Raw genomic sequence first — 25901 nt, forward strand, 5'->3', positions numbered from 1 at the left:
CACCCTGGCGCTTTCCTCCTTGACGGCATCCGGCCGCGCGCTCCTGACCGTCGCGGGCGATGAACTCAGGAAAGACGGTGGCAACGAGGCCAACCGGGTTCTTCGTGCCAACCCCACCGGAAGACCCGAAGAGGGCTCCGAATCTAGGAATCCGGTGGGGGTTGTTCAACAGCCAACTTCGTCAGGAGAAAGACCATGCAACTCGTTTCCCGTTTCGCACCGGCTTCGCCGGTGCTGCGCTCGGAATTCCCACTGTCGGACGACCAGATCAGGGCCGTGGCCCCGTCCATCTTTGCGGACGCTCCCCATGGCAGCCGCTCGCAGCGCTACAGCTACATCCCCACGGCCACCGTGCTGCGGGAATTGAGAGGGGAGGGCTTCGAGCCCTTCATGGTGTGTCAGACCCGCGTACGGCAGGAGGGGCGGCGCGACTTCACCAAGCACATGATCCGGCTGCGTCACGCGAGCCAGATCAACGGCCGCGAGGCCAACGAAATCATCCTGCTGAACTCGCATGACGGCACCAGCAGCTACCAGATGCTGGCGGGCATGTTTCGCTTCGTCTGCCATAACGGGCTGGTGTGCGGCGACACGGTGGCCGATGTGCGCGTGCATCACAAGGGCGATGTGGCGGGGCAGGTTGTCGAAGGTGCGTATGAAGTCTTGAGCGGCTTCGACCGGGCGCAGGCGTCGCGCGAGGCCATGCGGGCCATCACGCTGGATGCCGGGGAGTCGGAGGTGTTCGCCCGCGCCGCGCTGACCCTCAAGTACGACGACCCGGACAAGCCCGCGCCGATCACGGAAACGCAAATCCTGATGCCGCGCCGCACGGATGACGACCGCCGCGACCTGTGGAGCGTGTTCAACCGCACGCAGGAAAACCTCGTCAAGGGCGGATTGAACGGGCGTGCCGCCAACGGGCGCCGCCAGAGCACGCGCCCGGTGCAGGGCATCGACCAAAACCTGCGACTGAACCGCGCCCTGTGGCTGCTGGCCGATGGCATGCGCCAGCTCAAAGCCTGAACCCTCAGCCGGGGGGGCGCAGCCCCTCCATCCATTCCCCATTTTCTTCATCTTGTCCCGATAGGAGCTACACCATGAACACCGCTACCTTTCAAGAAACCCACACCATCGCCACGGGCGGCGCTGCCGCCGCCTTCGCGGCCTCGCAGGAACTGCTGCTGATTCCGCTGTCCAAGCTGCGGCCTTCGAGCCGCAACGTGCGCAAGAGCGGCGGCACGTCGATTCCCGAACTGGCCGCGAGCATCGCGCGCGTCGGCCTGCTGCATAACCTCACCGTGGTGGCCGCGCCCGATGGCGAGCACTACGACGTGGTGGCCGGGCGGCGGCGTCTGGCCGCGTTGAAGCTGCTGGTTAAGCGTCGCAAGCTGGCGAAGAACCACGGGGTGCATTGCCTGTTGGTGCTTGATGATGCAGCCCGCACTGTCAGCCTCACCGAGAACGTGCAGCGCGAGGCCATGTCGCCCATCGAGGAGTTGTTCGCGTGGAAGGACCTCGTGGCCGAAGGCCGGCCAGTGGAAGATATCGCCGCCGATTTCGGCGTCACGCCTCTCGTGGTGCAGCGGCGGCTCAAGCTCGCCAACGTCTCGCCCCGTTTGCTGGCGGACTTTGAAAAGCAGGCTGTGACGCTGGAGCAATTGATGGCGCTGGCCATCACCGACGACCATGTGGCGCAGGAAGCCGCGTTCTACGACTCGCCGCCATGGCAGCGCAGCCCGGAGGCGCTGCGCGATCACCTGACGAGCGACGAGATCGACGCGAGCCGCGATGCGGTGGCGCGCTTCGTCGGGCTGGAGGCCTATGAGCAGGCGGGTGGAGGTGTTCGCCGTGACCTGTTCGCGGACGACCGGAACGGCATCTTCCTGACGGACGGCGCGCTGCTGGACGCATTGGCGCGCGACAAGCTCGCGCCGATGGCCGAGCAGGTCCGGGCCGAAGGGTGGGCTTGGGTGGATGCCGTCCCACGCGCCATGTCATCCGACCTGTACCAGTTCCAGCGGGCGCGCAGCACGCGCCGCGAACCCAGCAAGGCCGAGGCCAAGCGCATCGCCAAGCTGGAGGACCGGCAAGCGGAGCTGCAAGAGCGGCTGGATGACGACAACAAGGACATGACCGACGAGCAGGCGCAAGCGCTGCACAACGCCATGGACGAGCTCGGCAACGAACTGGAGGCCATCGAACGCCAGCTGGTCGAGTATCCGCCCGCCGTGGTGGCGCTGGCCGGTACCGTGGTGTCGCTCGATCCGATGGGCGGCGTGGTCGTGCATCGCGGCCTGCTGCGCGAGGAACAGGCCAAGGCGTTGCGGGAACAGGCGCGGCAGGAGGGGAGCGCGGCGGGCAACGGCCCGGATGCGGGTGTCGATGAAACGACCAAGTCCGGCATCTCGGAGAAGCTGGCGAAGCGCCTCAGCGCGCACCGCACGGCGGCCTTGCAGGCCGAGGTGGCGCGGCATCCGCACGTCGCGCTGGTGGCGGTGGTGCATCGCCTCGCGCTGCGTGTGATCGTGGACAGCTATGGCTCGGGCGGGTCGCCGGTCGACATCACCGCCACGCCGCAGGACGGGCTCGGACAACATGCGCCGGACATCGGGGACGCACCGGCGGCGATGGGCATGCGCAAGGTTCGGGACGCGTGGGCCGATCGCCTGCCCGGCGACCCGGATGCGTTGTTCGCCGAACTGCTGGCCTTCCCGCAGCAGGAACTGTTGTCGCTGCTGGCGGTGTGCGTGGCCTCCACGGTCAGCGCGCTGGCTTCGCATGAGGAAGAAGTCCCCGCCGCTGCGCTCGCGCAGGCGGTGAACCTCGACATGCACAACTGGTGGACGCCGACCGCCGCAGGCTACTTCGAGCATGTCTCGAAAGCCAAGGCGCTGGAAGCGGTGCTGGCGTTCGCGCCCGATCATGTCAACCGGCTTGGCAAGCTCAAGAAGGCCGAGATCGCGAGCGAAGCCGAACGGCTGGCGGCGGGTACGGGCTGGTTGCCCGCGATGTTCCGAGGACAGGAGGTTGCTGCCGAAACGCAGGCCGCGCCGGAGGGCAAGGCCGAGACCGATGCCGAGTCCAGCGGCGGAGCCGAGGCAGAAGACCGCGAGGGTATGCACGCCGTCGCATGAGCATGGAGCCCCGGCCTGCGGGCCGGGGCTTGTTGACTCGGCACGACGCGCGCGGCAAGTGTGCCGCGCGCGTTTTCACATCCAGCGACTGCGCCGCCGAGATCTCAAAGTGAGCACCCGTCGCAGGACGGGCGCAGGGCTGCGACAGAACTTGCTGCGCTGGGTTCCGAAATGCGGCACCGTCCCCGACGCTGGCGGGCAGGTCCCGTGAACAACGGCTGGTGTCACCGACAGGCCGTCCGCCGTGCTCTCCGATTTCCACGCCGCCGATGCCGATCTTGTGTGCCGCCACGCGGCGGAGCGTTCTCCCTTGTCTTCGCCTGTGTGCCGGCTTGGCATTCGGCCGCAGCCGAATCCATGCCGGGAGGCTGTCTCCGCGGGCAATTGCCGGGCGCATGCGTCCCTTGCGAGGACAGGTCCACGCCCACGGCCTTGTATGTGTCGTGAATCCTGGCGCGGGCACGGCGGCGCTGCTCTGCGTTTCGCTTGCCTCGGGCTTCATCGCCGCAACCGTCCGGCCCAACAAATTTCCCCTCTGCTGCGCAGATTCCTCGCGAGCCAAATTTCTCGGGCCTGCCGGTCCTCCGCTGTGCTGCGGCCTTCGGTGCGGCGCGCCCGGACCCGCGCCGGTCGGATCACGCCAAGGCCGCGATGGGCGCGGACCTGGATCAACCTCGAAAGGACTTCATCATGAGCACCATTGGCAACTTCACCGCGTCGGGCAACGGCTACACCGGCACGGTTCGCACCCTGACCCTGAACGTCAAGGTCAAGATCGCCGCCAGCGACAAGGCGAGCGAGAACGCCCCGGACTTCCGCGTTGTCGCCGGCAACGGGCTCGAGATCGGCGCAGCCTGGAAGAAGGTCAGCAAGGCGGACCGGCCCTATTTGTCGGTAACGCTGGACGACCCGTCGTTCCCGGCGACCATCTATGCCCGCCTGGTCGAGGGCGACGACGGCGCACACAACCTGATCTGGTCGCGCAGCAAGGGCGACTGAGCGTCGCGCGGTGCCCCGCCTGCAGGCGGGGCGCTTCACCTCTGAGTTCCGTCAATGGCCCGCGCTGGTCGCGGGCCGTTCAACTGCTGCGAGCCCCTACCGAATTGCGGAAGTACGGATTGGCGTCAGTCCGTACTTCCTGATTTCCTGATCTGTGGATCGTCGCCATTCCGACTTTGCGGTTCTGCGCATGCACGGGCAGCAGTGGATGTGCGGAAGCGGTTCTCCGGATCCGTGGGTTCGTGCAGAGACGTATCGCAGGTTTTTGCGAATCAGCGTGCACACGGTTCGGCGGCGAAGATGTTCGTGCGTCTCCCGGCGGTGCCGGGCCGGGCTGTCGTGCTGCGCATCGAGCCGCCGGTGGCGTCTTGACCCTTCGGGCTTCCATCCCTGACGCCTGCGGCCTTCACTGCGCTCCCGGCCTGCGCGCTTCGCTTGCCACGAGGCAGGGGGGGGGCTTGCTGTTCCCTTCATCATTGCACGGCGTTCTCGCCGTCAAGGTCTGCGCGCACGTCGTGCGCTGGCGGCCGGCGGCCGTCTCTCGAACCCTGACGGCTGCGCTGCGCCGTGCGGCTTCGGTCTCGGGCAATTCCGCCCGGAATCCTTCCAAGGAGAAAGACCATGACGACGCTCATTGCCGACGAACAACGCGCGCAGCTGCTGGCCAATGGCCGAGACTCGATCGAGAACCCTCAATTCGACCCACTGCCGGTGGTCAAGCTGTTCACGCCCAACGCGGGCGCGACGTGGTTGCAGTGTGAGATCGATCGCGAGGATGATGACCGCACGTTCGGCCTCTGCGAGCTCGGGCAAGGCTTTCCCGAGTTGGGCCACGTGAGCCTGACGGAACTGGAGGGCTTCGGCGAGAAGTGGGGCCTGCCGATTGAGCGCGATCTCCATTTCATCGCCGACAAGCCGCTGAGCGGCTACGCGCGCGAAGCGCGGGCTGGCCGGGCGCATCGTGGCGTAGCGCCAAAGGCGCGGCCAACCGGCCGCGCTTTCATTCCGTGTGTGAACCTTGGATTTCGGCCAGCTCACGCCGTACACGCTCGAAGAGCTTGTCTCTGGCCTTGTCGTCTCCGCCATAGGCGAGCGTCAGCAGCGTGAGTGGATGCACGTCCATGACCTCGCACAGGTCGCTCACCTTGCTGAGGGTCGGGCTCTTCAGGCCGCGCTCGAGCGAACTCAGGTACGTGCGACTCGACACATCGGAAAACGCTTCCTGACTCAGGCCACGGGCTTTCCGGACAGCCTTGAGAGCCGCGGGGAAAGAGTGGGTGGGGGAGGTCATTCGGTCGTTCGTCGGGGAACGGCGATGACAACCTATCGACCTCTATAGGGCTACAATCTATAGTGTTCAAAGCGCATTCTCATCGAGGCGTTATCGAGTGCGATTCGACAGCGAGGCATCGCGCAAAGCTTTGTGTCGCATGAAGTCACCAATTTGACTTACAGATCTTCATCTGTCGCAATAGCATTCCAAGGTCTCCTCTCAAAGCCATGGCATTCCTCACCGAACAGCAGCGTGACCAGATGCTGGCCAACGGCGCAGCGCGCGCCCATGGCCGCGCCGTCGATCCTTATCCCGTCGTCAAGCTGTACACCTTGGACGCCCCGGCCTGCTGGCTGCTCACCGAGCTCGATGCCGACGGCGATCGCGCCTATGGGCTGACCGATGCCGGCACGGGCTTCCCCGAACTCGGGCACGTGAGCCTTTTGGCGCTCGAGGGCGTGTGCGGCCCCACCGGCTTGCGCATCGTTGCCGATCCGCATTTCAGGGCACGCCAGCCGTTGTCCGGCTACGTGGCCGACGCGCAGCGCGACGGGTCGATCAACGACTGAACTTCATTGGTGGGCCGGCGTACGGGATCGTCGCCGCCCGCGCGAGAGCGCATCGCCGCAAAAGCCAGCCATGCCGGCCGTGCCCGTGGCAGTCTTCGCGCAAGCAAGAAGAAGTGAGTTCTGCCATGACCGACGGCAAGGCCGAAGGCCTGCCGACCGCGCCCTGGCGCGCGTCGGCGGCCTACCTCTACACGCTCGATCTCGACAGCCCCGCGCTCGCGTGGGAGTACCTGCGCCGCCATCCGCAGTACCAGGTGGACTGGGCACGGCGCGCCGCATCGCTCGACCGGTGGGGGTTGCGACAGCGCCGAAGACCCCCGTCTCGATGCGCGCGAAGCGCGACCATACTGGATCACGGCGGCTGACGAGCTGCTGCACGTGCGTGCTTCGCGCGCGCACGATGCGTCGGCCCGGCCGACCTTCGACCTCTGGCGCGTGCCTGGCCGCAAGCGCCTGGCGCTCGGCGGCTCGGGCCTCACGTTGCTGACCGAGGTGTCCGCGCAGCGGCTGCGCATGTCGCTGGCCGACGACCTCTGCGATGGCGCGGCCTACATCTGCGCCGTCCCGCTCGGCCCTGGCCTGCGCGGCCAGTTGGAGGCGTTCAACGCGCAGGCACAGGCTCTTCAGGGCCATGCGCCGGCCGAGGATTCCACGCGGACTGTCACCCGTGCTGCGCTGCTGCATCTTCGCGCCCTGCAGGCGCTCGACGGCGCGCAGGCCGGCGCCTCGCACCGCGACATCGCCCAAGCCTTATTCGGTTTCGAAGCCGTGGCGCGCTGGCACGCTGATGGCGAGCTGCGCGCCCAGGTCCGGCACCTGCTGCGGCGCGCCGAAGCGTACATGGGCGGTGGCTATCTGGCGCTCGCGGGCATTCCGCGCAACGCGGCGGAGCGTCCCGGAGACGAACCGATGCGCTGAATATCTCCCTGCGCAAAAAGGCCCTTGCTCCCGAGACTGCCTCCACTGGGCTGCGAATGGTTCGCGGCCCCGTGACAACGATGGAGGCCCTCATGGCAAGTGCCAGTTCCTTGTTTTCCGCCCGCGCTGCGGCGGCTGCGCCGCGGCCCCCTGCGGTGCCCGCCGCGCCAGCCAACCCCGAGTTCCTGACCACCGACGAGGCCGGCGCCTTCCTGCGCCTGTCGCCGCGCACGCTGGAGAAGCACCGCGTGCTGGGTGGGGGCCCGCGCTTTCGGAAATTCGGCGCGCGCGTCGTCTACGCGGTCGAGGATCTGCGGGCCTGGGCGAACAGTCGGGCCTATGAGATGACCTCCGACCCCGGCTACGTGCAACGCGACTCCGTCCGTTGACCGGCGCGCAGGGCAGGGGCGTCACCATGTCGAAGCGTCCGAGCGAACGCGAACAGCTGTCGCTGTTCCGCGCGCTGCCGGGACGTGACATGGCGCTGCGCGATGCGCAGGACCTGATGGCCTACCCGTTCTTCTCGCTGGCCAAGTCGCCGCGCGCGGTGCCGATCCGCTTCGACGCCGGCGGTGTCTCGCTCACCGTCGAGGGTGTGCCCGAGCACGGCATCGCGACGATCTGGGATGCCGACGTGCTGATCTGGGCCGCGAGCCAGATCGTCCAGGCCAAGAAGGAAGGCATCGCGCCTTCGCGCCTGATGGTGGCCACGCCCTACGAGATCCTGCGCTTCGCGCAGCGCGGCACCGGCCGCAGCGACTACCTGGCGCTGCGCGCCGCGCTGGACCGGCTGCAGTCCACCACTGTCGCCACGACCTTGCGCCAGCGGGAGCGTCCGAGCGGCGCGATGCGCGTGCACCGCTTCTCCTGGATCAATGAGTGGAAGGAATACATCCGCTCCGACGGACGCGCCGACGGCATCGAGTTGATCCTAGCCGACTGGTTCTTCTCGGGCGTGATGGACGAGGCCTTGGTGCTCACGCTCGATCCCACGTACTTCCGGCTTTCCGGCGGCATCGAGCGCTGGCTGTATCGGTTGGTGCGCAAGCATGGAGGGCGGCAGCCCGGCGGCTGGCGCTTCGCCATGCGCCACTTGCATCTGAAGTCCGGAAGCCTGCAGCGCCGCTCCGACTTCGCGCTGCAGGTGCGCCATCTGGTGCGGCGCCAGGCGGTCCCGGGCTACTGGCTGTCCATTGAGCGCAGTGGCGGCATGGAGTGGTTGGCTTTCCGGCCGGTGCCGGGCGAACCGTTTCAATGCGACTTATCCACAGTTTCTGTTGAAGAACCTGTGGATGACGTGGGGACGGGCTCGGTGGATCGCCCGCACGACCCTCGGTGGATCACCCGCAGAACTATCGGTGGATCGCCCGCACCGATCGGGCGGGAAGCCGCGCCCGGCAACGGCTTCGGGCCTCCCTAAACATCTAAAGGGATACATAAATGGAAGTCACGCGCGCGCGAGCCGAAGGTGCTCAAACAACAAGCAGCGCTTCTGCCGAGGCAGCCCAAGCAGACCAGACGGCCGAAAACCGCTCGCTAGAAAGGGGGCCCCGGCCCGGCAAGGTGATCGCGCTGCTGAACCAGAAGGGCGGCGCGGGCAAGACGACGCTCGCCACGCATCTGGCCGGCGAGCTGGCGATGCAAGGCCGGCGCGTCACGCTGCTCGATGCCGATCCGCAAGGGTCGGCGCTGGACTGGGCGCAGCGGCGGCTTCAGAACGGTGAGGCGCGGCTGTACGGCGTCTTCGGATTGGCGCGGGACTCGCTGCACCAGGAGGCGCCGCAGATCGCTGCGCAGGCCGACTACGTGGTCATCGATGGCCCGCCCCGGGTCGCGGCCCTCGCGCGCTCCGCGCTGCTGGCCGCCGATCTGGTGCTGATCCCGGTGCAGCCCAGCGCCTACGACGTGTGGGCCAGCCACGAGATGGTGCAGCTCGTGATCGAGGCGAGGGTGTTTCGGCCGCAACTGCGCGCCGCTTTCGTGATCAATCGGCGTGTGGTGGGCACAGTCATCGGGCGCGAGGCACGCGCAGCATTGGCCGATCAGCCGTTCGCTGCCCTGCGCGCTGAAATCTCGCAGCGCATCGTGTTCGCCGACAGTGTTGCTGCCGGGCGGCTCGCCTGCGAAGCAGCGCCGACGTGCGCCGCAGCGCGCGAGATCGCTGCGCTGGCGCAAGCCGTGCGGGAGATGCTGCGATGACGTCGCGAAGGATATCTGCCTCGCCGAAGCGCGCGCCGATCGGCCGCAAGCCGGCTGCCGATCCGGCGTCTGCCTGGGTGCAGCGGGCCGATCAACCTGCGATTGCGGTCAAGGCATCAATTTACACCGCGCGTCTGACCATCGACGTGACGCCGGCGCTGCGAGGTCACATCAAGGTGGTCGCGTTCAAGCGCGGCGTCACCGCGGCCGAGATGCTGCGCGAGCTGCTGGAGCGCGAGTACGGCGGAGGTGAAACGTGATGCAGCCGCTGCAGCCTTCCGCGCGGCCCTCGTCCCCAGCAGCAGTGTCATTGGGTACCGGTCGTGGGCCCATCCCCATGCGGGTGTCTCTGGCCTTCGTTGAGCATCGCGTGAACGTCTGGCTGCGCTTCGGTCGGCCGGCGCACGAGACCATCCTCGACCGCTGGCGGCGCGTCGCGATCTTCGAGTCGGATGCGGTCTGCTGCCGTGTCAAGTGGATCGGCAACGACTATGGCACGGCGCTCTGGCAGCTGATGGTGCTGCAGGCCCCCATGCCGCCCGACGGCGCACAGCGCGTTGCCGGTGTACTGCCGGGCGCGCGCATTCTGCTGCGCGCCGATGGCGAGAGCCAGGTCAAGGCCGTGCTCGCGGCGGTCGACGCCATCGAGGCCTTGGGCATCGACCCCTGCGCGGTGGCCGTCACGTACTGGCGCACGGTCGGCAATCGGCTGGCTGCGCGCCAGCCGCTGCCGGCCTACACCGCCGAACGGCATGCGGCACATCTGGCGCGCGGGGCGCTGCGATGACACCGCGCCTGCTCTTCGCCTGCATGAGCGTCAGCCTGGCTGCGCTGTGCGCGCCGGCCGTCGTGCCGGTCGCGACACGCGACCGCGTGCTCGTGGTCTACAACCCGAGCGACAGCGTGCCGCGCGGTTGGTACCGCATCGGCCGCCTGGGTAGCTCAGCCTCGCTGCACGTCGGAAGCATCGTTCTGGCACGGCTTCCGGCCGACGTGACCGCCTTCGCGGCCCAGCGCGGCTACCTGCCGAGCGGCGTGCCGATCCTCAAGCGCATCGGCGCCCTTGCGCCGCAATCGGTGTGTGTTTGCGATCAGCTCGTGCGCATTGACGGCGCCGTGGTGGCGAGCCTGCGAACGGATGACGGCGCGCATCGCCAGCTGCAAGCCTGGTCGCAATGCCGCCCCCTTGCGGTGGGCGAGTTGTTCCTGCTCGGCGACACGAACCCGGCGTCGTTCGACAGTCGGTATTTCGGGCCTGTCTCTGCGTCGGCCGTGCTCGGCGTTGCGCGGCCTTTGTGGACATGGAGTGCGCCATGAACTTCGCAGCGTCCTGTTGCCAAGGGTGCCGCCGAACTGCAGCCGGACGTGTGTCCGTGCTGCACACCGTCGTGCAGGGAGCCCGCCGCCAGCGTGCAGCACCTGCTGCACCGCCGCTGCCCCCCGGGCAGCGTTGCGCACCACGTGCGCGGCTGGCGGTAGGTCGGAGCCGGGAGCGGAAGCGGAAGGCGGAGACGGAGGGCCAGATAAAAGGGGCGGCACGCCGCCACCCGCAAAGTCAGTCTGCACGTGGGTTGGGCGCGGCACGGCACCTGTCGATGCCGGTGCTGCGCCGATGCGCAACGCTACGTCGCTGCGGCCTTGCGCACGTGCCACTTCCGATCCCTTGCGCGTCATTGCTCCGGAGTGCCCGCCTTGGCTTCGCGTAAGGAACCGGATGGCGAGCGCTTTCGTGTCCGACCGGCGGCACCGAAGTCCCACGCAGGACCGCGCCCGGAGCGCTTCGTGTCCCGGGTGCTCGGGGAAGTCTCGAAGGCCGGCGCTAAAGCGTCCGGCCAGCGGGCAGGGCGGCCCGCGTCGACCTTTGGCCGAGGCCGCGTCGCGGCCGGTATGGCAGTCGATCGCCTGGGCGTGCATGGCCGACGCGTGGTCATCAAGGCCCGCTTCGTGGTGCTCCGGAAAGCCGGCGCGAACTCGGTATCCACGCACCTGCGCTACATCGAGCGCGATGGGGTGACACGTGACGGGCAGCGCGGGCAGGCTTATGGTCCCGAGACCGATGCCACCGACCTGAAGGCCTTCGAGGAGCGGGGCAGGGGAGATCGCCACCAGTTCCGCTTCATCGTCTCGGCCGAGGACGCGGTCGACCTGGAAGATCTGCGTGGTTTCACACGGCAACTGATGCAGCGCATGGCGGTGGACTTGGAAACGCCGCTGGACTGGGTGGCCGTCGATCACTGGGACACCGACAACCCGCACACCCACGTCGTCTTGAACGGCCGGACCGCGGGCAAGGAAGACCTCATCATCGCGCCGGACTACATCGCCCGGGGCATGCGTATGCGAGCCAGCGAGATCGCTACCCAATGGCTGGGGCCGCGCACCGAGATCGAGATCCGGCAAAGCCTGCAGCGCGAAGTCGAGCAGCAGCGACTCACCGGCCTGGACCGGGCCTTGATGCGCCAAGCCGTAGCCGATACCGTTGACCTGACTGGCCGGCCCGGGGACCGGCACCGCCAGAACCTGCTGCGGGCGCGCCTGCAGCGGCTCGAAGCCATGGCGATGGCCGAGCGAGTCGATGTCAACCGGTGGCGGCTGGCGCCGGACATGGTGCGGACCTTGACCGCGATGGGCGAGCGCGAGGAGGCGCTGGACACCATGCGCCGGGCACTCAAGGGCCAGCAGCGTGAATGCGTGCTGGAGGACGCGTCGACCACCCCCGTCATCGGCCGCATCGCGGGTAAGGGCCTGACCGACGAACTGCACGACCGAGGCTATCTGGTGGTCGATGGCATTGATGGCCGGGCGCACTATCTGAAACTACCGCCCGGTGCCGATCTCTTGGCGTTTCCGGTGGACGGCATTGTGGAGGCGAAGACGCCGGGAGGGGAGCGGGCGGTCGATCGCACTATCGCGGCAATCTCCCAGGACGGCATCTACAAGACCGCGAATCACCTAGATCGACTGCGGCAGGCGGCATACCGCGATCCGCTGGCCACTATCGATGTTCATGTGCGACGGCTGGAAGCGTTGCGTCGCTCTGGCATTGTGGTGCGCGTGGCCGATGGTGTCTGGCGAGTACCGTCTGACTTAGCGCAGAAGGGCCAGCAGCACGATACGCAGAAAGTCACGGCTCCGGTCATTGAACTGCGCTCGCACTTGCCGATCAACCAACAGGTGCGAGCCATCGGCGCGACCTGGCTGGACCGGCAATTGATTGGAAATGGCGATGGACTAGCGGCGCACGGTTTTGGCGCCCGGGTGCGCGATGCAATGCGCGGCCGACAGGAATTCCTGGTCGAACAGAGGTTAGCTGAGCGACGCGGCCCGCATGTAGTTCTTTCGCGCAATCTGCTGCACACCTTGAGGGAGCGCGAGTTGGTGGCCGTCGGAGAGGCTCTGCAAGAGCGGACAGGCCGGACCTATCGGCCTCTTGGGGAGAATGGAAGAGCGAGTGGCATCTACCGTTGTTCTATTCAACTCGTGAGCGGGCGCTTTGCGGTGCTTGACGATGGCATGGGGTTCACCTTAGTGGCGTGGCGACCTGCAGTGGAAGTTCGGCTGGGGCAACACGTCTCTGCTGTGGCCCAGGGAAAGTCAGTCACATGGCATTTCGATCGTCGGCGAGACATGGCAATTTGACGCCCACGTAGGTGAATCACAAGTACGGCGACGAGCGCGGCGTCCGGCTGGAAGACACGCATCGAAAAATGCTCCATCTTTCGATAGAGCCGACGGCTGTAAACATGCTCAATGCGGTAGTGGCCCATAGCACCTGCAGGCGCAGTGGGCCATGCCCAGAAATGCTCGACTGCCCTTCGTAGCCGAGTGCACGCCTCGCCCTTCTTCAATACGAATCTCTTCCGCACGCGCCACCAGCTCCCAGCGGCGACGTTCGGACAGCGCCAGATTGCGGAACGCCTCCGGCGTCCCGCCTACCGGTTCGGTGCTCGGCGCCCATCTCCAGCATGCGCCGTCGGACCTGTGCACTGCGAAGGATGCTGGCCGATCACGATCCTAGCCGCCACCGGCGCTTGCGGCCATAACGAACAGGCTGCCTTTGACCAGCGTTCGGAACCGCGAGACCCATCACCGGCATCGTCAAGCGGATCTGGGTCTTGAACCGCACCGCGATTTCGACCTATGCTCGTGTCAATGCGCAGCCCATTTAATCGATGAGATGTCGACCCCTTCCTTGTACATATCCCACAGCGGACTCAGCAGGCGAAGCCTCGCCACAGTTTCCGTGACTTGCCGGACCACCGCATCGATCTCCGCCTCTGTAGTGAACCGCCCAAGCGTGAACCGAATGGAGCTGTGGGCGAGTTCGTCGCTACGACCCAGAGCGCGAAGCACGAAGGATGGCTCCAGAGAAGCGGAGGTGCAGGCGGAACCCGACGACACCGCAATGTCCTTCATTCCCATGATGAGCGACTCCCCCTCGACGTAGTTGAAGCTCATGTTGAGGTTGTGCGGCACCCGGTGCTCAAGACTGCCGTTGACATACACCTCCTCCATTTGGGTCAGGCCTGCGCTGAGCCGGTCCCGCAACCGCCTCACACGCGCGGACTCTGCCTCCATTTCGATCTTCGCTAGGCGAAACGCCTCCCCCATACCAACGATCTGGTGAGTCGGAAGGGTCCCGGAGCGCATCCCGCGCTCATGACCCCCACCATGGATCTGCGCCTCGATCCGAATCCGCGGCTTGCGACGCACATACAGCGCCCCGATGCCCTTAGGACCGTAGACCTTGTGCGCGGTCACAGTCAACAGATCGGCGTTGAATGTGCTGAGGTTGATCGGGATCTTGCCCGCCCCCTGCACCGCGTCGCAGTGGTAGACGATGCCGCGATCACGGCACAACTGCGCAATCTCCTCGACTGGGTTGATCACACCGATCTCGTTGTTGACCAACATGATGGACACCAGAATCGTGTCGTCGCGTAGGGCTTCTCGCACCGAATCTATGCGTACGCGGCCGTCGCTCTCAACGTCGAGGTATGTGACCGTGAACCCTTCACGCTCCAATTCTCTGCACGTGTCCAAAACAGCCTTGTGCTCCGTCTTCTGCGTGACGATGTGCTTGCCCTTGCCGCTGTAAAAGTGAGCAGCACCCTTGATGGCGAGGTTGTTGCCCTCGGTGGCACCAGAGGTCCAGACGATCTCACGCGGATCGGCTCCTAAGAGACTTGCGACGTGGGCGCGCGCCGTCTCCACAGCACTTTCTGCCTCCCACCCGTAGACATGACTGCGTGAGGCAGGATTTCCGAAATGCTCACCAAGGTAAGGAAGGAGTGCGGCGACCACTCGCGGGTCGGTTGGGGTCGTCGCCATGTAGTCCATGTAGATCGGACGAGAAGGGGGGGAAGGCAAAGTCATACGCGTGAGTCCAGGTTGCGGGTGTGTCTAAGTGTGAGTGCACCAGAAAGGCAAGCTTTGCGCCATTAAAGTGCCTCTTGTATTCCTTAACTACCCTAGTTGACAGATGTATATGGCGAATATAGCATTGCCTCGCAATCACAAGGAGCACACCATGGTTATCGATCGCAGAGGGTTCTTGGCCGGCGCTGCAGGCGCAGGTTTGGCGGCTACTTTTCAGCCCGCGTGGGCGCAAACAAAGGAGGCAGTGCGAATTGGTGTGCCGACAGGCGTCACGGGCAACTGGTCGGCTCTTGGATCGCAGATCCAGCGCACGTGCCGACTGTTCGCGAAGACGGTAAACGCCAAAGGCGGCATCGACGGTCGTCAGGTCGAGTTCTTTTTCGAAGATACGCAGGGGGACCCCGCTGCGTGCGTACGCAAGACCTCCGAACTGATCGAAGGCCGCGGTGTCAAGTTGATCACCGGTGTCATATCCAGCGGCGAATCCCTGGCCATCATGCCGCGCCTTGCAGATTGGAACGCCCTGTACTTGGCAGGCATCAGCGGTGTTGGATCGCTGACGGCGCAGAACTTCGTCCCCAACGCTTTCCGCACTTGCACTTCCGGTCCCATGCGTGCCCGCGCGATCTCGCTCTGGTTCGCCAAGTCGCCCAAGATGAAGTTCTTCACTATCGCCCAGGACTACGCCTGGGGGAAGAACAGTCTTTCGACGTTCGAGCAGCTCATAGGCGGCCTGGGCAAGCAAACGGTGGGAAGCGTCCTGACGCCCCTGGGCACCAAGGACTACTCCAGCTACATCGCTCGCATCCGTCAAGCCAAGCCGGAAGTGCTTTACGTCGCCATGAGCGGCGACGACGCCACTGCCTTCCTCAAGCAGGCTGGCCAATACCGGCTGGGCGAGCAGATGCAAATCGTGACTGAGGTCTTGGATCTGTTGAATACGCGACCGCTGGGCGATGCCGGCGTAGGGTTGTATGGCGTGAGCCAGTACAACTATTCATACGATACCGCCGAGAACAGGGAGTTCAACCGTATCTTCCGGGCCGAGTACAGCGAAATTCCGGACACGTACGACGGCGAGACCTGGCAAGGCTTGAGCCTGCTCGCAGAAGGGGTGCGACGTGCCAAGTCCGTCGATGCGATGACGGTCAGGAAAGCGCTGGTTGACTTGGAGATCGAGTCGGTCAAGGGGCGGGTGAAGCTGCGTGGCTGCGACCAGCAAGGCGAGCAAAGCGTCTTTATCGCGCGTCTGGAGAAGAGTGCCGATGCGAGTTACCCACTCCCCAAGATCATCGAAACGTTCAGCTCGGATGCAGTCATTCCGGCCTGCCGCAAAGACACGTTTTGACGCGAGCGTTGACCGCTGCGCCCGTCGCTAGAACATCAAACCTCACGAAAGACGCACTATGAGTGTGTTGCAACTTTGGCTCAACCTCGGGCTGAACACGCTATCCCTCGCATCGCTTCTCGCGATGCTCACGGTGGGCTTGACGCTGATTTTCGGCATCATGCGCATCATGAACTTTGCCCACGGGGCGATGTACATGTTTGGCGCTTACGTCGGTATTTCGGCGGCCCAATGGGCCGGTAACTTCTGGGCCGGACTTCTGCTCGCGGCGCTGAGCGCTGCGGCCGTTGGGGCCATTTTTGAATCGGGGCTTCTGCGTCACCTTTATAAGCGCGACGCAAGCAGCTTCCTTCTGATCACGTTCGGGCTGAGTCTGGTGCTCACCGAATCCACGCGCCTTGGGTGGGGATCAAACAGCCGCGACGTCCAACTGCCCGAAGCGCTCGCTGGAGTGGTGTTCGTCATGGATGAGCCTTTCCCCCTCTACCGCGTTTTCCTGATCGTTTTCGGGTTGACCGCTTTGGGCATCCTTGCGATCGTCATCTTGAGGTCTCGCCTGGGCCTGCTCATCCGTTCGATCTCGCAGAACGCAGAAATGACTCAGGCGCTAGGTGTCAATGTCGGCACCATCCGCACGTTGACCTTCGCCGTGGGTTGCGGATTTGCTGGATTGGGTGGTTTCCTTGCCGTCCCGCTAATCACGGGCTACATCGGCATGGGCAGCGCGGCCATCATCGAATCGTTCGTCATCGTGATGATCGGGGGTATGGGCAGCTTTCTCGGATCCGCTGTCGGCAGCCTGCTGGTCGCCACAACACAGTCGTTCGGCAACTTCTACTTTCCCGACCTCTCGCTGGTGGTTACCTACCTCTTGATGATTGGCGTTCTGCTTTATCGCCCGGGTGGCTTGTTTGGAGAAGAAGAGTGATGAAGTACGCCGTTCCTGTCGTCGCCATGCTGGCGGCGGCCCCGTTCGCTCTCCAGAGCTACCAAGTCACGCTGTTGACGGAAATACTGATCTTTGCGCTGTTTGCTATGAGCCTGGACGTGCAAATGGGCTACGCACGCATGTTTTCCTTCGGCCACGTTCTGCCGTACGGTGTCGGTGCGTACGCCTGTGCGTTTGCGCTATTGGCTGGCTGGCCGTTGCCTTTCGCGATTGCTGCCGCCGTGCTTGTTGCAACGCTCCTTTCCATCCCGATCGGATGGTTAAGCACACGGGCTAGCGGCGTCGCCTTCGCGATGCTGACGTTGGCTTTTGCGCAACTCGGCTATGCAATTGTTTTCAAGTGGAACACGCTTACCGGCGGTTCGGATGGCCTGACCGGCTTTGCGCGCAATGCAGGCCCGTTCGGGTTCGAGGGATTCATGTCCCGCGATGGCTTCTTCTGGCTTGTTCTGATCGTCGTGTTTGCGATGTACTGGTTGGCCCGAGGCTTCATGAACTCCGCGATGGGTAGAGCCATCGTCGGCGTTCGAGAAAACGAGCGACGTGCCAGCGCCATCGGCTACGTGCCGCGGACCTTGCGCATCGTCGCATTCGTCGTGTCCGGGGCGCTCGCGGGCATGGCGGGGGCGCTACATGCAGGGTTCCTGCTGTTCGTCTCTCCAGAGATCTTGCATTGGACGCAGTCGGGGCACGTCATCATCGCCGTCATTCTTGGCGGAACCGGCACCCTGATCGGCCCGATGATCGGAGCCGCCTTGATCGTCCTTGCTCACCACCAGTTGAGCGCAGTCACCGACAGTTGGCCATTGGTAATGGGGTTGCTGTTCATCATCGTCGTCATTGCTGCACCCAAGGGCCTGTGGGGCATCAAGGCTTCGCTCGCCGCCAGGATTTCCCGACGCCGCGCGCCCACTGCTGGAGAGAAACATGCCGCTTCTTGAATGTTCTGGTCTTACCAAGCGCTGGGGAGCGGTCACGACGGTCGATGACGTGAGCCTCACCGTAGATGCAGGCGAGGTGGTCGCACTCATTGGTCCGAACGGGGCAGGTAAGAGCACCGTGTTCAACCTGATTGCAGGTGCGATAAAGAAGACCGCTGGAGCCGTGCGCTTCGCTGGTGAAAGTGTCGAACACCTTTCCGCGTATGACCTGGCTCAGAAGGGCCTGAGTCGTACATACCAAATTACCTGCTTGTTTCCGCAGCTGACGGTCCTGGAAAACGTCCGACTGGCCGTTCAAGCCAGATCCCCCGGGCGGCTCAGGCCGATGGCGTCGAAGGCTTTTGTCGACAAGACCGAGGCAGCGGCGATGGAGTGGTTAGCCCGAGTCCGTTTGGCTGATTGCGCAGACCGCACGGCTGGGCAGCTATCCCATGGTGATCAACGGCTGTTGGAGATCGCGACGGCCCTAGCGCTTCAGCCGAAGCTGGTTCTCCTGGATGAGCCCACACAAGGCATGTCGGTCGAAGAGACCCGCGCGACGGTGAGATTGCTCAAGTCGCTACTGGAGGATGCACCCATCGCGGTGCTGCTGGTGGAACACGATCTGGAGGTCGTGTTCGGCGTTGCGGACCGCATTGTTGTACTGGATCAGGGGCGAAAAATCGCCGATGGCAAGCCGGAGGCGGTGCGAAACGATCCGGCGGTGCAGCGCGCGTATCTGGGGGTGGCACATGCTTAAAGCTGAGCGGCTGGAAGCCGGCTATGGATCCGGCAAGGTTCTCTTCGGCGTCGACTTTCAGGTGCCCAAGGGTGAAGTGACCGCAATCATCGGGCGAAACGGCGTGGGTAAGACCACGACGCTCAAGACCGTCATGGGGATTGTGCAGGCATCTTCCGGCACGGTGTCGCTCGATGGCCTCGATCTCAGTCGCAAGCCAGCGCACGAAGTGGTGAGAGCGGGCATTGGATACGTGCCCGAAGGCAGGCAGATCTTCCCGGCGCTGACGGTCCTTGAGAACCTGCGCGTGGGCCAGCGCAGCAAGCCAAAAACATGGACCGAAGAGCGGGTGCTCGACTTGTTTCCCAACCTTCAGCGCCGCATCAAGAACGCAGGTCACGCGCTTTCTGGTGGTGAGCAGCAGATGCTAGCGATCGCGCGAGCTTTGGTGACGGACGTCAAAGTCCTGATGCTCGACGAGCCGACACAGGGCCTGGCACCCATGGTGGTCCAACAGATTGGTGACGTGATCAAGTTGCTGAAGTCCGAAGGGGTCGCGGTCCTGCTTGTCGAGCAGAACCTGAACCTCACCGAGCGCATCTCGGACCGCATCCTGGTGATGTCCAAAGGAAAAGTTGTGGAGACGCTCTCCATCGCCGATTTCAAGGCCGACGCGGAGCGCGTCCATCGTCAGTGGCTGACGATCTGAACATCTTTCGATTGAGAATCAGGAGCTATCAGATGATCGAATTCAACGGCAGCCCGCTGCTGGACGGCCAGGTGGCTGTGGTGACCGGGGCGGGTCAAGGGATGGGGCGCGAGATCGCCATCGGCCTTGCCGCAGCGGGCGCGAAGGTGGTGGTCGCCGACGTCAACATGCAGACCATCGAAGAGACCGTCGCGCTGATCACGCGGCAGGGAGGCACCGCATGGTCAGTGCTTTGGGACGTATCCGATCCCGACCAAGCGAAGCAGGCCGCGGCTCATGTCCACGACTTGGCCGGCGACGCGTCCATTCTCGTGAACAACGCGGGCATCCATCGCCGCGGTCAGTTCGGCGAGGAGGGCCACTTTGGCACTTGGCGTGAGGTCATGGCGGTGAACCTGGACGGGATCATGTACGGCATCACGGCTTTTCTGGATCAACTCAAGCGCACCAAAGGCAACATCATCAATTTGGCGTCGATCCAATCCTTCACCGCAGCCCCGAACTTCACGACGGCCTATGCCGCCAGCAAGGGCGGGGTGGCGATGCTGACCAAATCGCTGGCGGTAGACCTGGCCCAGCATGGCGTGCGCGTCAACGCCATCGCACCCGGCTTTATCGAAACCCCGCAAACCGCCGTCTCTCGGGCCAATCCCGACCGCGTCGCGTTCGTCATGTCGCATACACCGATGAAGCGCGCTGGCCGCGCAGACGAGATGGCAGGCCCTGCTGTCTTTCTGGCTTCGCACCTTGCTTCCTTTGTGACCGGCGTCATTCTCCCGGTTGACGGCGGCTTTCTCACCCTTTGATTCGAGTCTCGATAAGGAATACACCATGGCACACGTCAACAAACTCGATGTACTGTCCCACGTGAGCAAAGAAACGCCGGTCGGTGAACTGTTCCGATCCGTTTGGCTGCCCGCTTTGCTTTCATCTCAACTGCCCGAGCCCGGCTGCGCGCCCGTGCGCCTGAAGCTACTCGGCGAAGAGCTCGTCGCTTTCCGTAACGGCAAGGGTGAGGTCGGCATCGTTCAGGCCAACTGCGCCCACCGACTCGCACCGCTCTTTTATGGACGGGTAGAGCAGGAAGGCATCCGATGCAACTACCACGGATGGCTCTACAACGCCTCTGGCGACTGCCTGGAGATGAAGAACGCAGCCGACCAATCGATCTGCAAGAAGGTCAAGTTGACCGCTTACAAGGCACAGGAGAAAGCCGACATCGTCTGGGTGTTCATGGGCAGCGGCGAACCCCCGTCGCTTCCCCAATTTCCGTGGATCGATCTGCCGAAGTCGCAGCGCAATGCGACGGTGTGGATCCAGGAGTCCAACTGGCTGCAGGGCATGGAAGGCGAACTGGACAGCTCGCACGTCTCGATCCTCCACACGAACCCGGCCACGATGGCGACCTCTCCGGTGCACCGTCCATATTCGGCGATTGACATCACGCCCAAGCTGTTCGCCAAGGATACGTCCATCGGCGTCATCGGCATCGCCCGCCGCAACGCTGACGAGAATTTCTATTGGCGCGTCTCTCAGTTCATGGCCCCGTGCTTCAGTTCCATCCCCAGTGCAGACTTCCCCGTGGGTGGCCGCGCCTTCATCCCGATCGACGACCACAACACCTACACCTGGGACTTCAACTACTACCTCAAGGGCGATCTTCCCGAAGCTTTCCTGGACTACATCGGCAAAGGGCTGGCCTTTCCTCCGGACAGTGTCTATGAACCGTATCGCCTGAACACGGGCGCCATCATTGACACGTTCGTTCCCGTTCGGAATCAACGCAACAACTACATGATCGACCGCAAGGGGGCCAGCCTGTCGAGCCCGTCCGGCATTCATGGCCTCAATGACCAAGATCGTGCCATGCAGGAAGGCATGCTGGCCCTCCCGGGGACCGAAGGCCGCATCGTCGATCGCGAGAAAGAGTTCCTGCTCCCGACGGACATCGCGATCGTCCGCAGCCGCCGCCGCCTGCTCGAGTACGTCAAGTCCGAAGAGAGCCTCGCGAAGTTCCGCGAGATCGTCAAGGATGGCAGTGCCTACGCGGTTGTGCCTCTCGACGTCGTTTCCGAGCTTGGCGAGATGGACGAATTCCTGGAACGTCATCACGGCGAACTGATGCCCGGCGACACTGCCGAGCCCGCTGCCGCCTAGTCGCTTGCCGTCATGACGCTTCAGCTTATCGCCGCATGTGAAAAGGTCACGCAGGACGCTCCATACGCCTATGAAGGCCAGGGAAAGAAGATTGCGATCTACCGGGTCAACAACGAGTTCTTCGCAACCGACAACGTGTGTCCGCACGCCTACGCCCTGATGTCCGACGGTTTCGTGGAAGGCGAAACCATCGAGTGCCCCTTGCATGGCGCTGTCTTCAACATCCGCACTGGCAAATGCATGGGCCCGCCCGCGGAGTCTGATCTGGAGACGTACCCCGTCACGGTGGTCGACAACAAGATCTTCCTTAACCTTTAGTCGGCCGCGAACATGTCTAACGTCAACGACATCGTCATCATCGGAGCCGGGCAGTCCGGCGGCTGGGCAGCCAAGACGTTGCGCGACTCAGGCTTCACCGGCTCAGTGCAGATGATTGGCAATGAAAGCCATCTTCCCTACGAACGTCCGCCCCTGTCGAAGCAAGTGTTGCTCGGCGAGCTGGGACTCGGTGCATGTCAACTGTGGTCGCAAGAGCGCCTTGTGGAGCTGGCAATCAAAGTGGAGCTTGGGAATCACGTCGAGCGAGTCGACCGGGCCGGCCGCCAGGTTGTTTGTCGGGATGGAAAATCGTYTCACTTCGACCAGCTGCTTCTGGCGACGGGGTCTCGACCCCGGCAATTGTCCTGCGAGGGGGCCGAGCTGCAGGGCGTGCATTACCTGCGGACGATCGACGACTGCCTGGCCATTCGCGCCAACCTCGGAACTGCCATCCGGCTGGTTGTCGTGGGCGGCGGCTGGATCGGGCTGGAAGTTGCCTCAGGTCTGCGAGCGCGCGGCGCCCATGTCACGGTGCTCGAGGCTTCCAATCAACTCTGCGGACGCTCGCTTCCTCCGTCGCTCAGCAAGTATTTCCTGGAGCAGCACGTTAGTCGCGGCGTGGACGTTCGGCTGGGCGCTCGCCTCAAGCGCTTCGTGGGAAATGGAAAGATTCAAGGGGTTGAGCTCGATGACGGTTCGATCGTGCCTGCTACGGTAGTGCTCGTAGGCATCGGTGCAGTGCCGAACGACGAACTTGCACGGTCCTGCGGGCTGGACGTTGGCAATGGAATCGTGGTCGACGAGCACTGCCGGACTTCGGACCCCAGAGTATTTGCCTGCGGTGACGTGACCGACCAGCCGCTGGGACAGGGCAGGGGACGCCTCGAATCTTGGAAGAACGCGCAGGATCAAGGGGTGGCAGCTGCGAAGGCGATGCTGGGCGCCGAGCCCGTCACTAGAGAGCTGCCGTGGTTCTGGTCCGACCAGTTCGACATCAACTTTCAGTTGTTGGGCGTCGTGCCCCCAGGCGCGCAGCAGTACCGAAAGGCCAATGCGAGTGACAGCGGCTTCATCGACTTCTTTGTGCAAGAAGGACACCTGGTAGCAGCGGCGGCCATCAACAGCCCTCGCGAATTGCGGGAAGCCAAGAGAGCGATCCAGAAAGCGCTTCCGTTCTCTGAAGAAGGCTTGGTGTTGATTCAAGATCAATGTGATGCCCCTGAGAGGCAGGAGAAAGAACTATGAGCGGCGCAAGAGCGTTGGTGCTGGAGTCACCGAAGAACCTCCAGTTGCGTGAATTCCCCTTACCCGAGATCAGCGACGACGACGCGGTGTTGCGGGTCGAAGCCTGTGGTCTGTGCGGCACCGACTATGAACAGTGGCTCGGCCACCTTGGTGATTGGGGCGGAGGCATGCCGATCGTGCCCGGCCACGAGATCATGGGATTCATCGAGCGTATCGGGCCCACGGCAGCCAAGCGTTGGCGTGTGCAAGAAGGCGACCGCGTCGCGGTCGAGCCGATCATCCCTTGCGGGCACTGTGCAGATTGCATAGCGGGCGAGTACACGCGGTGTCAGTCCGACTTGGGGTATGGCCTGTACCAGAATATCCATTCTGCGCCGTCGCTGTGGGGCGGCTACGCGAGTCATGTGTACCTGCATCCGAAGACGATGGTGCACAAGCTTCCCACGAGCGTCGCCACCGACCTGATGACCTTGGTGAATCCGTTGTCCAACGCAATCCGCTGGGTGTACGAGGTGGGCGGCGCTGCGCTCGGAAAGACGGTCGTGATCGCTGGTCCAGGTCAGCGGGGGCTGCTGGCCGCCGTGGCTGCACGCAGGGCAGGCGCTTCGCAGATCATTGTGACCGGGACATCGTCTGACCGCGGCCGTTTGGATCTGGCCTTACAGCTTGGTGCTACGGCGGTCATCGATGTCGACAAGGAGGATCCAGTGGAGCGCGTGGTCGAAATCACCGGTGGACGATTGGCGGACGTCGTCCTTGACGTGTCGGCAGGATCGATGGCTCCGATCATCCAGGGCGTGGACATGGTCAAGCGCGGCGGGCGAATCGTGCTGGCCGGTCTCAAAGCGAACAAACCACTCGACGGGTTTCCGATCGACAAGGCAGTGCTGCGGGAGATTCAGCTTGTCGGAGTGCTGAGCGCAGGGTGGGAATCGACTGAATTGGCGATCGACATCGTCACGCATGCCGGAGAGGCGCTAAGGCCACTCTGCACGCATTCTTTTGGAATGGACAGAGGCACTGAGGCGGTGCGCACGCTCGGGCGAGAGGTGACCGACGGGCGGGACGCCATCCACATCACACTGACGCCCGAATAAGCATGTGTGCAGCCTGTTATCGCGCTGCCTCGTTTCGTTCGCTTCTGGCGAACGAGGAGCGCGCAACGACGGACGAAAAGAAAAATCAAAAGCCCCCGCCGGTCAATTCTTCTGACGGATCTCCCCCAGCCTCAATCGGTACGCTTGGAAGCGAGCAGTCCCAGCAAAGGGTGTAGCGCCACGCGCCCCCCGTCCCGGCGCACAGTGACGAGTGCAGATTGAGCCTGCGTTGTTCGCAGCACCAAGCAACCAGGCTGCACGGTTCCCGCGGAATCAGGCCTTGGCCACCGGGATGTGCGATTGCGCGCCCAACTGTGGCCAGGCAATCGGCGCGGTTGCTGCGGTAAGGCGTTCCTGAATCGAGAGCGCCAAGTCCCAGTGCCTCGCCACCAGCCGCAAGCCCGTGACGTCATTTGCTTCGTTCGAACACAGCCAGAGCACTGGCTCGGCGAGCTTCTCGGGTTGGATCAGGTCTTCGGGTTCTATCCCGCAGTCCGCCGGCACCATGCGGGAGTTCACTGGTCCACCGGGGAGTAGCACGTTGACGGTAACGCCAGATCCATCCAAATCCTGGAACATGATGCGCGATGACGCCTCCAGTGCGGCTTTGCAAGGCCCATAGGGGCCGATGCCCTGGCGATACATGGTATCTAGGCTGGTCGAGACATTGATGATGCGGCCCCACCCGCGCCGTACCATGTCCGGAGCGAACAGTGTGCTGAGCAGTTGAGCTCCAAAGACGTTGACCCGCAGCATTTCGAGCCACAGCGCGTCCGGGGTAGACCAGAATTTGGGCTTCGCCACGAGATAGGCCGGATCATTGCGCTCAGGACCTATCGCTGCGTTATTGATCAGGATGTCGATCCCGGAAGATGCTTCGACCAGCTCCGCCCGCAGCGCCTGGGCACTTGGCCGGTCAGCGATGTCCATTGCCTTGGCAATAACGCTGCCACCACGTTCCCGCAAGTGCGTGGCCACCTGCTGGAGTTCGTGTGCTGCGACATCCACCAGGACGAGACTGGCACCGGCGGCGCCCAAGCGCTGCGCGATTGCCAGGCCAATGCCTTGTGCCGCTCCTGTCACTAGTGCCGTTCGACCCTTGAGCTCGTTGACCGCGTATGGCAATAAGGATTCGATCATGCTCGTGAGTCCCTGGGTACTGCTTCGGCAAAGCGGCTGGCCGCAAAGCGCAGTGCTCGACTTCTCGCGAGTTCGTGCGCACCTGGATTGAAGCGATCCGCTCGAAGCCGGTTGAAGAAGGCATGCTCGGCGCCCTCGTAGGTATGGAACTCGTCGTTGGCCCGTTCGCGCTTGGCGACTTCGTCGCGGACCGCTTGGATGACCTCGACAGGGTTGTGGTTGTCGTTCGTTCCGAAGTGGAACTGCACAGGACATCTGATCGCCTGGATCAGATCGCCCAGCTTGTTCAAGCCCACCCCGTACATGGAAATCATCCCGGACAGTGGTGTGGCAGCGGCCAAGCGAACCGCCATTCGGCCGCCCAGGCAAAAGCCGAACACGATTGGCCGCTGGTCTACCGCCTGTTCTGCCTGTAGCCAGTCGGCGCAAGCAGTCAGATCCAACACTCCCGTGACCTCGTCGTAGCGCAGGGAGTAGTCCACGGCCGCTTGGCGCTCATTGGCGTCCTCGCCGTTGCCCAAGTCCAAATTACGTGCCAGCCGCCAGTAGATGTCCGGCACAACAACTGCATAGCCCGCTCCGGCAAGGTCGTCCGCGATCGAACGCATCGCGGGCGTGACACCGAAGATCTCCTGGATCAAAACGATGGAGCCGCTGGCTTGGGCAGGTCGGGTGAAGTACGCGTCCATGCGGTCAGAACCGATGGGAATCGAGACATTTGTCGAAAGGAGATCCATGGCAAGTAGGTCTGTTGACAAAGGTAGTTGGATGAGGCATCCTAGCATGCAGTATTTGGCGTTGCAATGAC

26 protein-coding genes and 2 pseudogenes are annotated in these 25901 nt (G+C 63.8%); 24 read left to right on the forward strand and 4 right to left on the reverse strand.

The window, feature by feature from the left end; translation table 11 throughout:
- Nucleotides 1-195: 195 nt before the first annotated feature.
- The 4 genes and pseudogenes from AC1DFC_RS03755 to AC1DFC_RS03770 all read left to right on the forward strand — a co-directional run bounded on the left by AC1DFC_RS03755 (nt 196) and on the right by AC1DFC_RS03770 (nt 5103).
- Nucleotides 196-1023 carry a DUF932 domain-containing protein gene (locus AC1DFC_RS03755; RefSeq protein WP_478080460.1) on the forward strand — a complete coding sequence of 276 codons (828 nt, stop codon included), beginning with the start codon at nt 196-198 and terminating at the stop codon, nt 1021-1023.
- A 74-nt stretch (nt 1024-1097) separates the two neighbouring features.
- Nucleotides 1098-3134, forward strand: a complete 2037-nt coding sequence (locus tag AC1DFC_RS03760; protein ID WP_478080459.1) for a ParB/RepB/Spo0J family partition protein — start codon at nt 1098-1100, stop codon at nt 3132-3134.
- A 690-nt stretch (nt 3135-3824) separates the two neighbouring features.
- Complete coding sequence (locus AC1DFC_RS03765; RefSeq protein WP_478080458.1) at nt 3825-4133, forward strand: DUF736 domain-containing protein; 309 nt, start codon at nt 3825-3827, stop codon at nt 4131-4133.
- Nucleotides 4134-4754: 621 nt separating this feature from the next.
- Nucleotides 4755-5103, forward strand: a pseudogene (locus tag AC1DFC_RS03770) (DUF2958 domain-containing protein).
- A 30-nt stretch (nt 5104-5133) separates the two neighbouring features.
- Here AC1DFC_RS03770 and AC1DFC_RS03775 read toward each other — a convergent pair.
- Nucleotides 5134-5424: a helix-turn-helix domain-containing protein gene (locus AC1DFC_RS03775; RefSeq protein WP_478080457.1), complete on the reverse strand. Its 291-nt coding sequence runs from the start codon at nt 5422-5424 to the stop codon at nt 5134-5136.
- A 209-nt stretch (nt 5425-5633) separates the two neighbouring features.
- Between AC1DFC_RS03775 and AC1DFC_RS03780 the strand changes: the two genes are divergently transcribed.
- The 10 genes and pseudogenes from AC1DFC_RS03780 (at nt 5634) to AC1DFC_RS03825 (ending at nt 12731) form a co-directional block, all read left to right on the forward strand.
- On the forward strand, nt 5634-5975 hold the full coding sequence (locus tag AC1DFC_RS03780) for a DUF2958 domain-containing protein (RefSeq protein WP_478080456.1): 342 nt from the start codon (nt 5634-5636) through the stop codon (nt 5973-5975).
- Between the two features lie 113 nt (nt 5976-6088).
- Entirely contained in the window at nt 6089-6340 is a 252-nt protein-coding gene (locus tag AC1DFC_RS03785) for a transcriptional regulator domain-containing protein (protein WP_478178685.1), read from the forward strand.
- A 13-nt stretch (nt 6341-6353) separates the two neighbouring features.
- On the forward strand, nt 6354-6893 hold the full coding sequence (locus AC1DFC_RS03790) for a DUF2285 domain-containing protein (protein ID WP_478080454.1): 540 nt from the start codon (nt 6354-6356) through the stop codon (nt 6891-6893).
- A gap of 92 nt (nt 6894-6985) precedes the next feature.
- Complete coding sequence (locus AC1DFC_RS03795; RefSeq protein ID WP_478080453.1) at nt 6986-7282, forward strand: helix-turn-helix transcriptional regulator; 297 nt, start codon at nt 6986-6988, stop codon at nt 7280-7282.
- 26 nt (nt 7283-7308) lie between these two features.
- Nucleotides 7309-8133 (forward strand): annotated as a pseudogene (locus AC1DFC_RS03800) (replication initiator protein A); the annotation flags it as partial.
- Between the two features lie 200 nt (nt 8134-8333).
- Complete coding sequence (gene parA, locus AC1DFC_RS03805) at nt 8334-9092, forward strand: ParA family partition ATPase (RefSeq protein WP_478081841.1); 759 nt, start codon at nt 8334-8336, stop codon at nt 9090-9092.
- On the forward strand, nt 9089-9352 hold the full coding sequence (locus AC1DFC_RS03810; protein ID WP_478081840.1) for a chromosome partitioning protein ParB: 264 nt from the start codon (nt 9089-9091) through the stop codon (nt 9350-9352). Before parA ends, AC1DFC_RS03810 begins: the two co-directional genes overlap by 4 nt.
- A 110-nt stretch (nt 9353-9462) precedes the next feature.
- The gene (locus tag AC1DFC_RS03815) at nt 9463-9879 is read left to right on the forward strand and encodes a DUF2840 domain-containing protein (protein WP_478081838.1); all 417 of its coding nucleotides are present in this window, start codon (nt 9463-9465) and stop codon (nt 9877-9879) included.
- Nucleotides 9876-10409 carry a S26 family signal peptidase gene (locus AC1DFC_RS03820; RefSeq protein WP_478081836.1) on the forward strand — a complete coding sequence of 178 codons (534 nt, stop codon included), beginning with the start codon at nt 9876-9878 and terminating at the stop codon, nt 10407-10409. The genes AC1DFC_RS03815 and AC1DFC_RS03820 overlap by 4 nt, the downstream gene beginning before the upstream one ends.
- A gap of 465 nt (nt 10410-10874) precedes the next feature.
- On the forward strand, nt 10875-12731 hold the full coding sequence (locus AC1DFC_RS03825; protein ID WP_478083234.1) for a DUF3363 domain-containing protein: 1857 nt from the start codon (nt 10875-10877) through the stop codon (nt 12729-12731).
- A 510-nt stretch (nt 12732-13241) separates the two neighbouring features.
- Here AC1DFC_RS03825 and AC1DFC_RS03830 read toward each other — a convergent pair.
- Nucleotides 13242-14468 (reverse strand): IscS subfamily cysteine desulfurase, encoded by a 1227-nt coding sequence (locus AC1DFC_RS03830; RefSeq protein ID WP_478081845.1) that lies wholly within the window; start codon nt 14466-14468, stop codon nt 13242-13244.
- A 154-nt stretch (nt 14469-14622) separates the two neighbouring features.
- Between AC1DFC_RS03830 and AC1DFC_RS03835 the strand changes: the two genes are divergently transcribed.
- Genes AC1DFC_RS03835 through AC1DFC_RS03880 form a run of 10 tightly spaced genes read left to right on the forward strand, consistent with a single transcriptional unit; the run spans nt 14623 to nt 23953 of the window.
- A complete protein-coding gene (locus AC1DFC_RS03835; protein ID WP_478080727.1) occupies nt 14623-15819 on the forward strand; it encodes an ABC transporter substrate-binding protein in 1197 nt (398 codons plus the stop codon).
- Between the two features lie 58 nt (nt 15820-15877).
- Complete coding sequence (locus AC1DFC_RS03840; protein ID WP_478080728.1) at nt 15878-16747, forward strand: branched-chain amino acid ABC transporter permease; 870 nt, start codon at nt 15878-15880, stop codon at nt 16745-16747.
- Nucleotides 16747-17709, forward strand: a complete 963-nt coding sequence (locus tag AC1DFC_RS03845) for a branched-chain amino acid ABC transporter permease (RefSeq protein ID WP_478080729.1) — start codon at nt 16747-16749, stop codon at nt 17707-17709. The genes AC1DFC_RS03840 and AC1DFC_RS03845 overlap by 1 nt, the downstream gene beginning before the upstream one ends.
- Entirely contained in the window at nt 17696-18448 is a 753-nt protein-coding gene (locus AC1DFC_RS03850; RefSeq protein WP_478080730.1) for an ABC transporter ATP-binding protein, read from the forward strand. The genes AC1DFC_RS03845 and AC1DFC_RS03850 overlap by 14 nt, the downstream gene beginning before the upstream one ends.
- Nucleotides 18441-19136 (forward strand): ABC transporter ATP-binding protein, encoded by a 696-nt coding sequence (locus tag AC1DFC_RS03855; RefSeq protein ID WP_478080731.1) that lies wholly within the window; start codon nt 18441-18443, stop codon nt 19134-19136. The genes AC1DFC_RS03850 and AC1DFC_RS03855 overlap by 8 nt, the downstream gene beginning before the upstream one ends.
- A gap of 32 nt (nt 19137-19168) precedes the next feature.
- Nucleotides 19169-19942: an SDR family NAD(P)-dependent oxidoreductase gene (locus tag AC1DFC_RS03860; protein WP_478080732.1), complete on the forward strand. Its 774-nt coding sequence runs from the start codon at nt 19169-19171 to the stop codon at nt 19940-19942.
- A 25-nt stretch (nt 19943-19967) separates the two neighbouring features.
- Nucleotides 19968-21293 (forward strand): Rieske 2Fe-2S domain-containing protein, encoded by a 1326-nt coding sequence (locus tag AC1DFC_RS03865; protein ID WP_478080733.1) that lies wholly within the window; start codon nt 19968-19970, stop codon nt 21291-21293.
- Nucleotides 21294-21305: 12 nt separating this feature from the next.
- A complete protein-coding gene (locus tag AC1DFC_RS03870; protein ID WP_478080734.1) occupies nt 21306-21611 on the forward strand; it encodes a non-heme iron oxygenase ferredoxin subunit in 306 nt (101 codons plus the stop codon).
- A 12-nt stretch (nt 21612-21623) separates the two neighbouring features.
- Nucleotides 21624-22856, forward strand: a complete 1233-nt coding sequence (locus tag AC1DFC_RS03875) for an NAD(P)/FAD-dependent oxidoreductase (protein ID WP_478178686.1) — start codon at nt 21624-21626, stop codon at nt 22854-22856.
- Nucleotides 22853-23953 (forward strand): zinc-dependent alcohol dehydrogenase, encoded by a 1101-nt coding sequence (locus tag AC1DFC_RS03880; protein WP_478080736.1) that lies wholly within the window; start codon nt 22853-22855, stop codon nt 23951-23953. The genes AC1DFC_RS03875 and AC1DFC_RS03880 overlap by 4 nt, the downstream gene beginning before the upstream one ends.
- Nucleotides 23954-24226: 273 nt before the next feature.
- Here the strand turns inward: AC1DFC_RS03880 and AC1DFC_RS03885 are convergent, their stop codons facing one another.
- On the reverse strand, nt 24227-25093 hold the full coding sequence (locus AC1DFC_RS03885) for an SDR family NAD(P)-dependent oxidoreductase (protein ID WP_478080737.1): 867 nt from the start codon (nt 25091-25093) through the stop codon (nt 24227-24229).
- Nucleotides 25090-25830: a dienelactone hydrolase family protein gene (locus tag AC1DFC_RS03890; protein ID WP_478083235.1), complete on the reverse strand. Its 741-nt coding sequence runs from the start codon at nt 25828-25830 to the stop codon at nt 25090-25092. The genes AC1DFC_RS03885 and AC1DFC_RS03890 overlap by 4 nt, the downstream gene beginning before the upstream one ends.
- Nucleotides 25831-25901 lie beyond the last annotated feature (71 nt).

The sequence above is a fragment of the Variovorax sp. 10L421 genome (assembly GCF_056395365.1).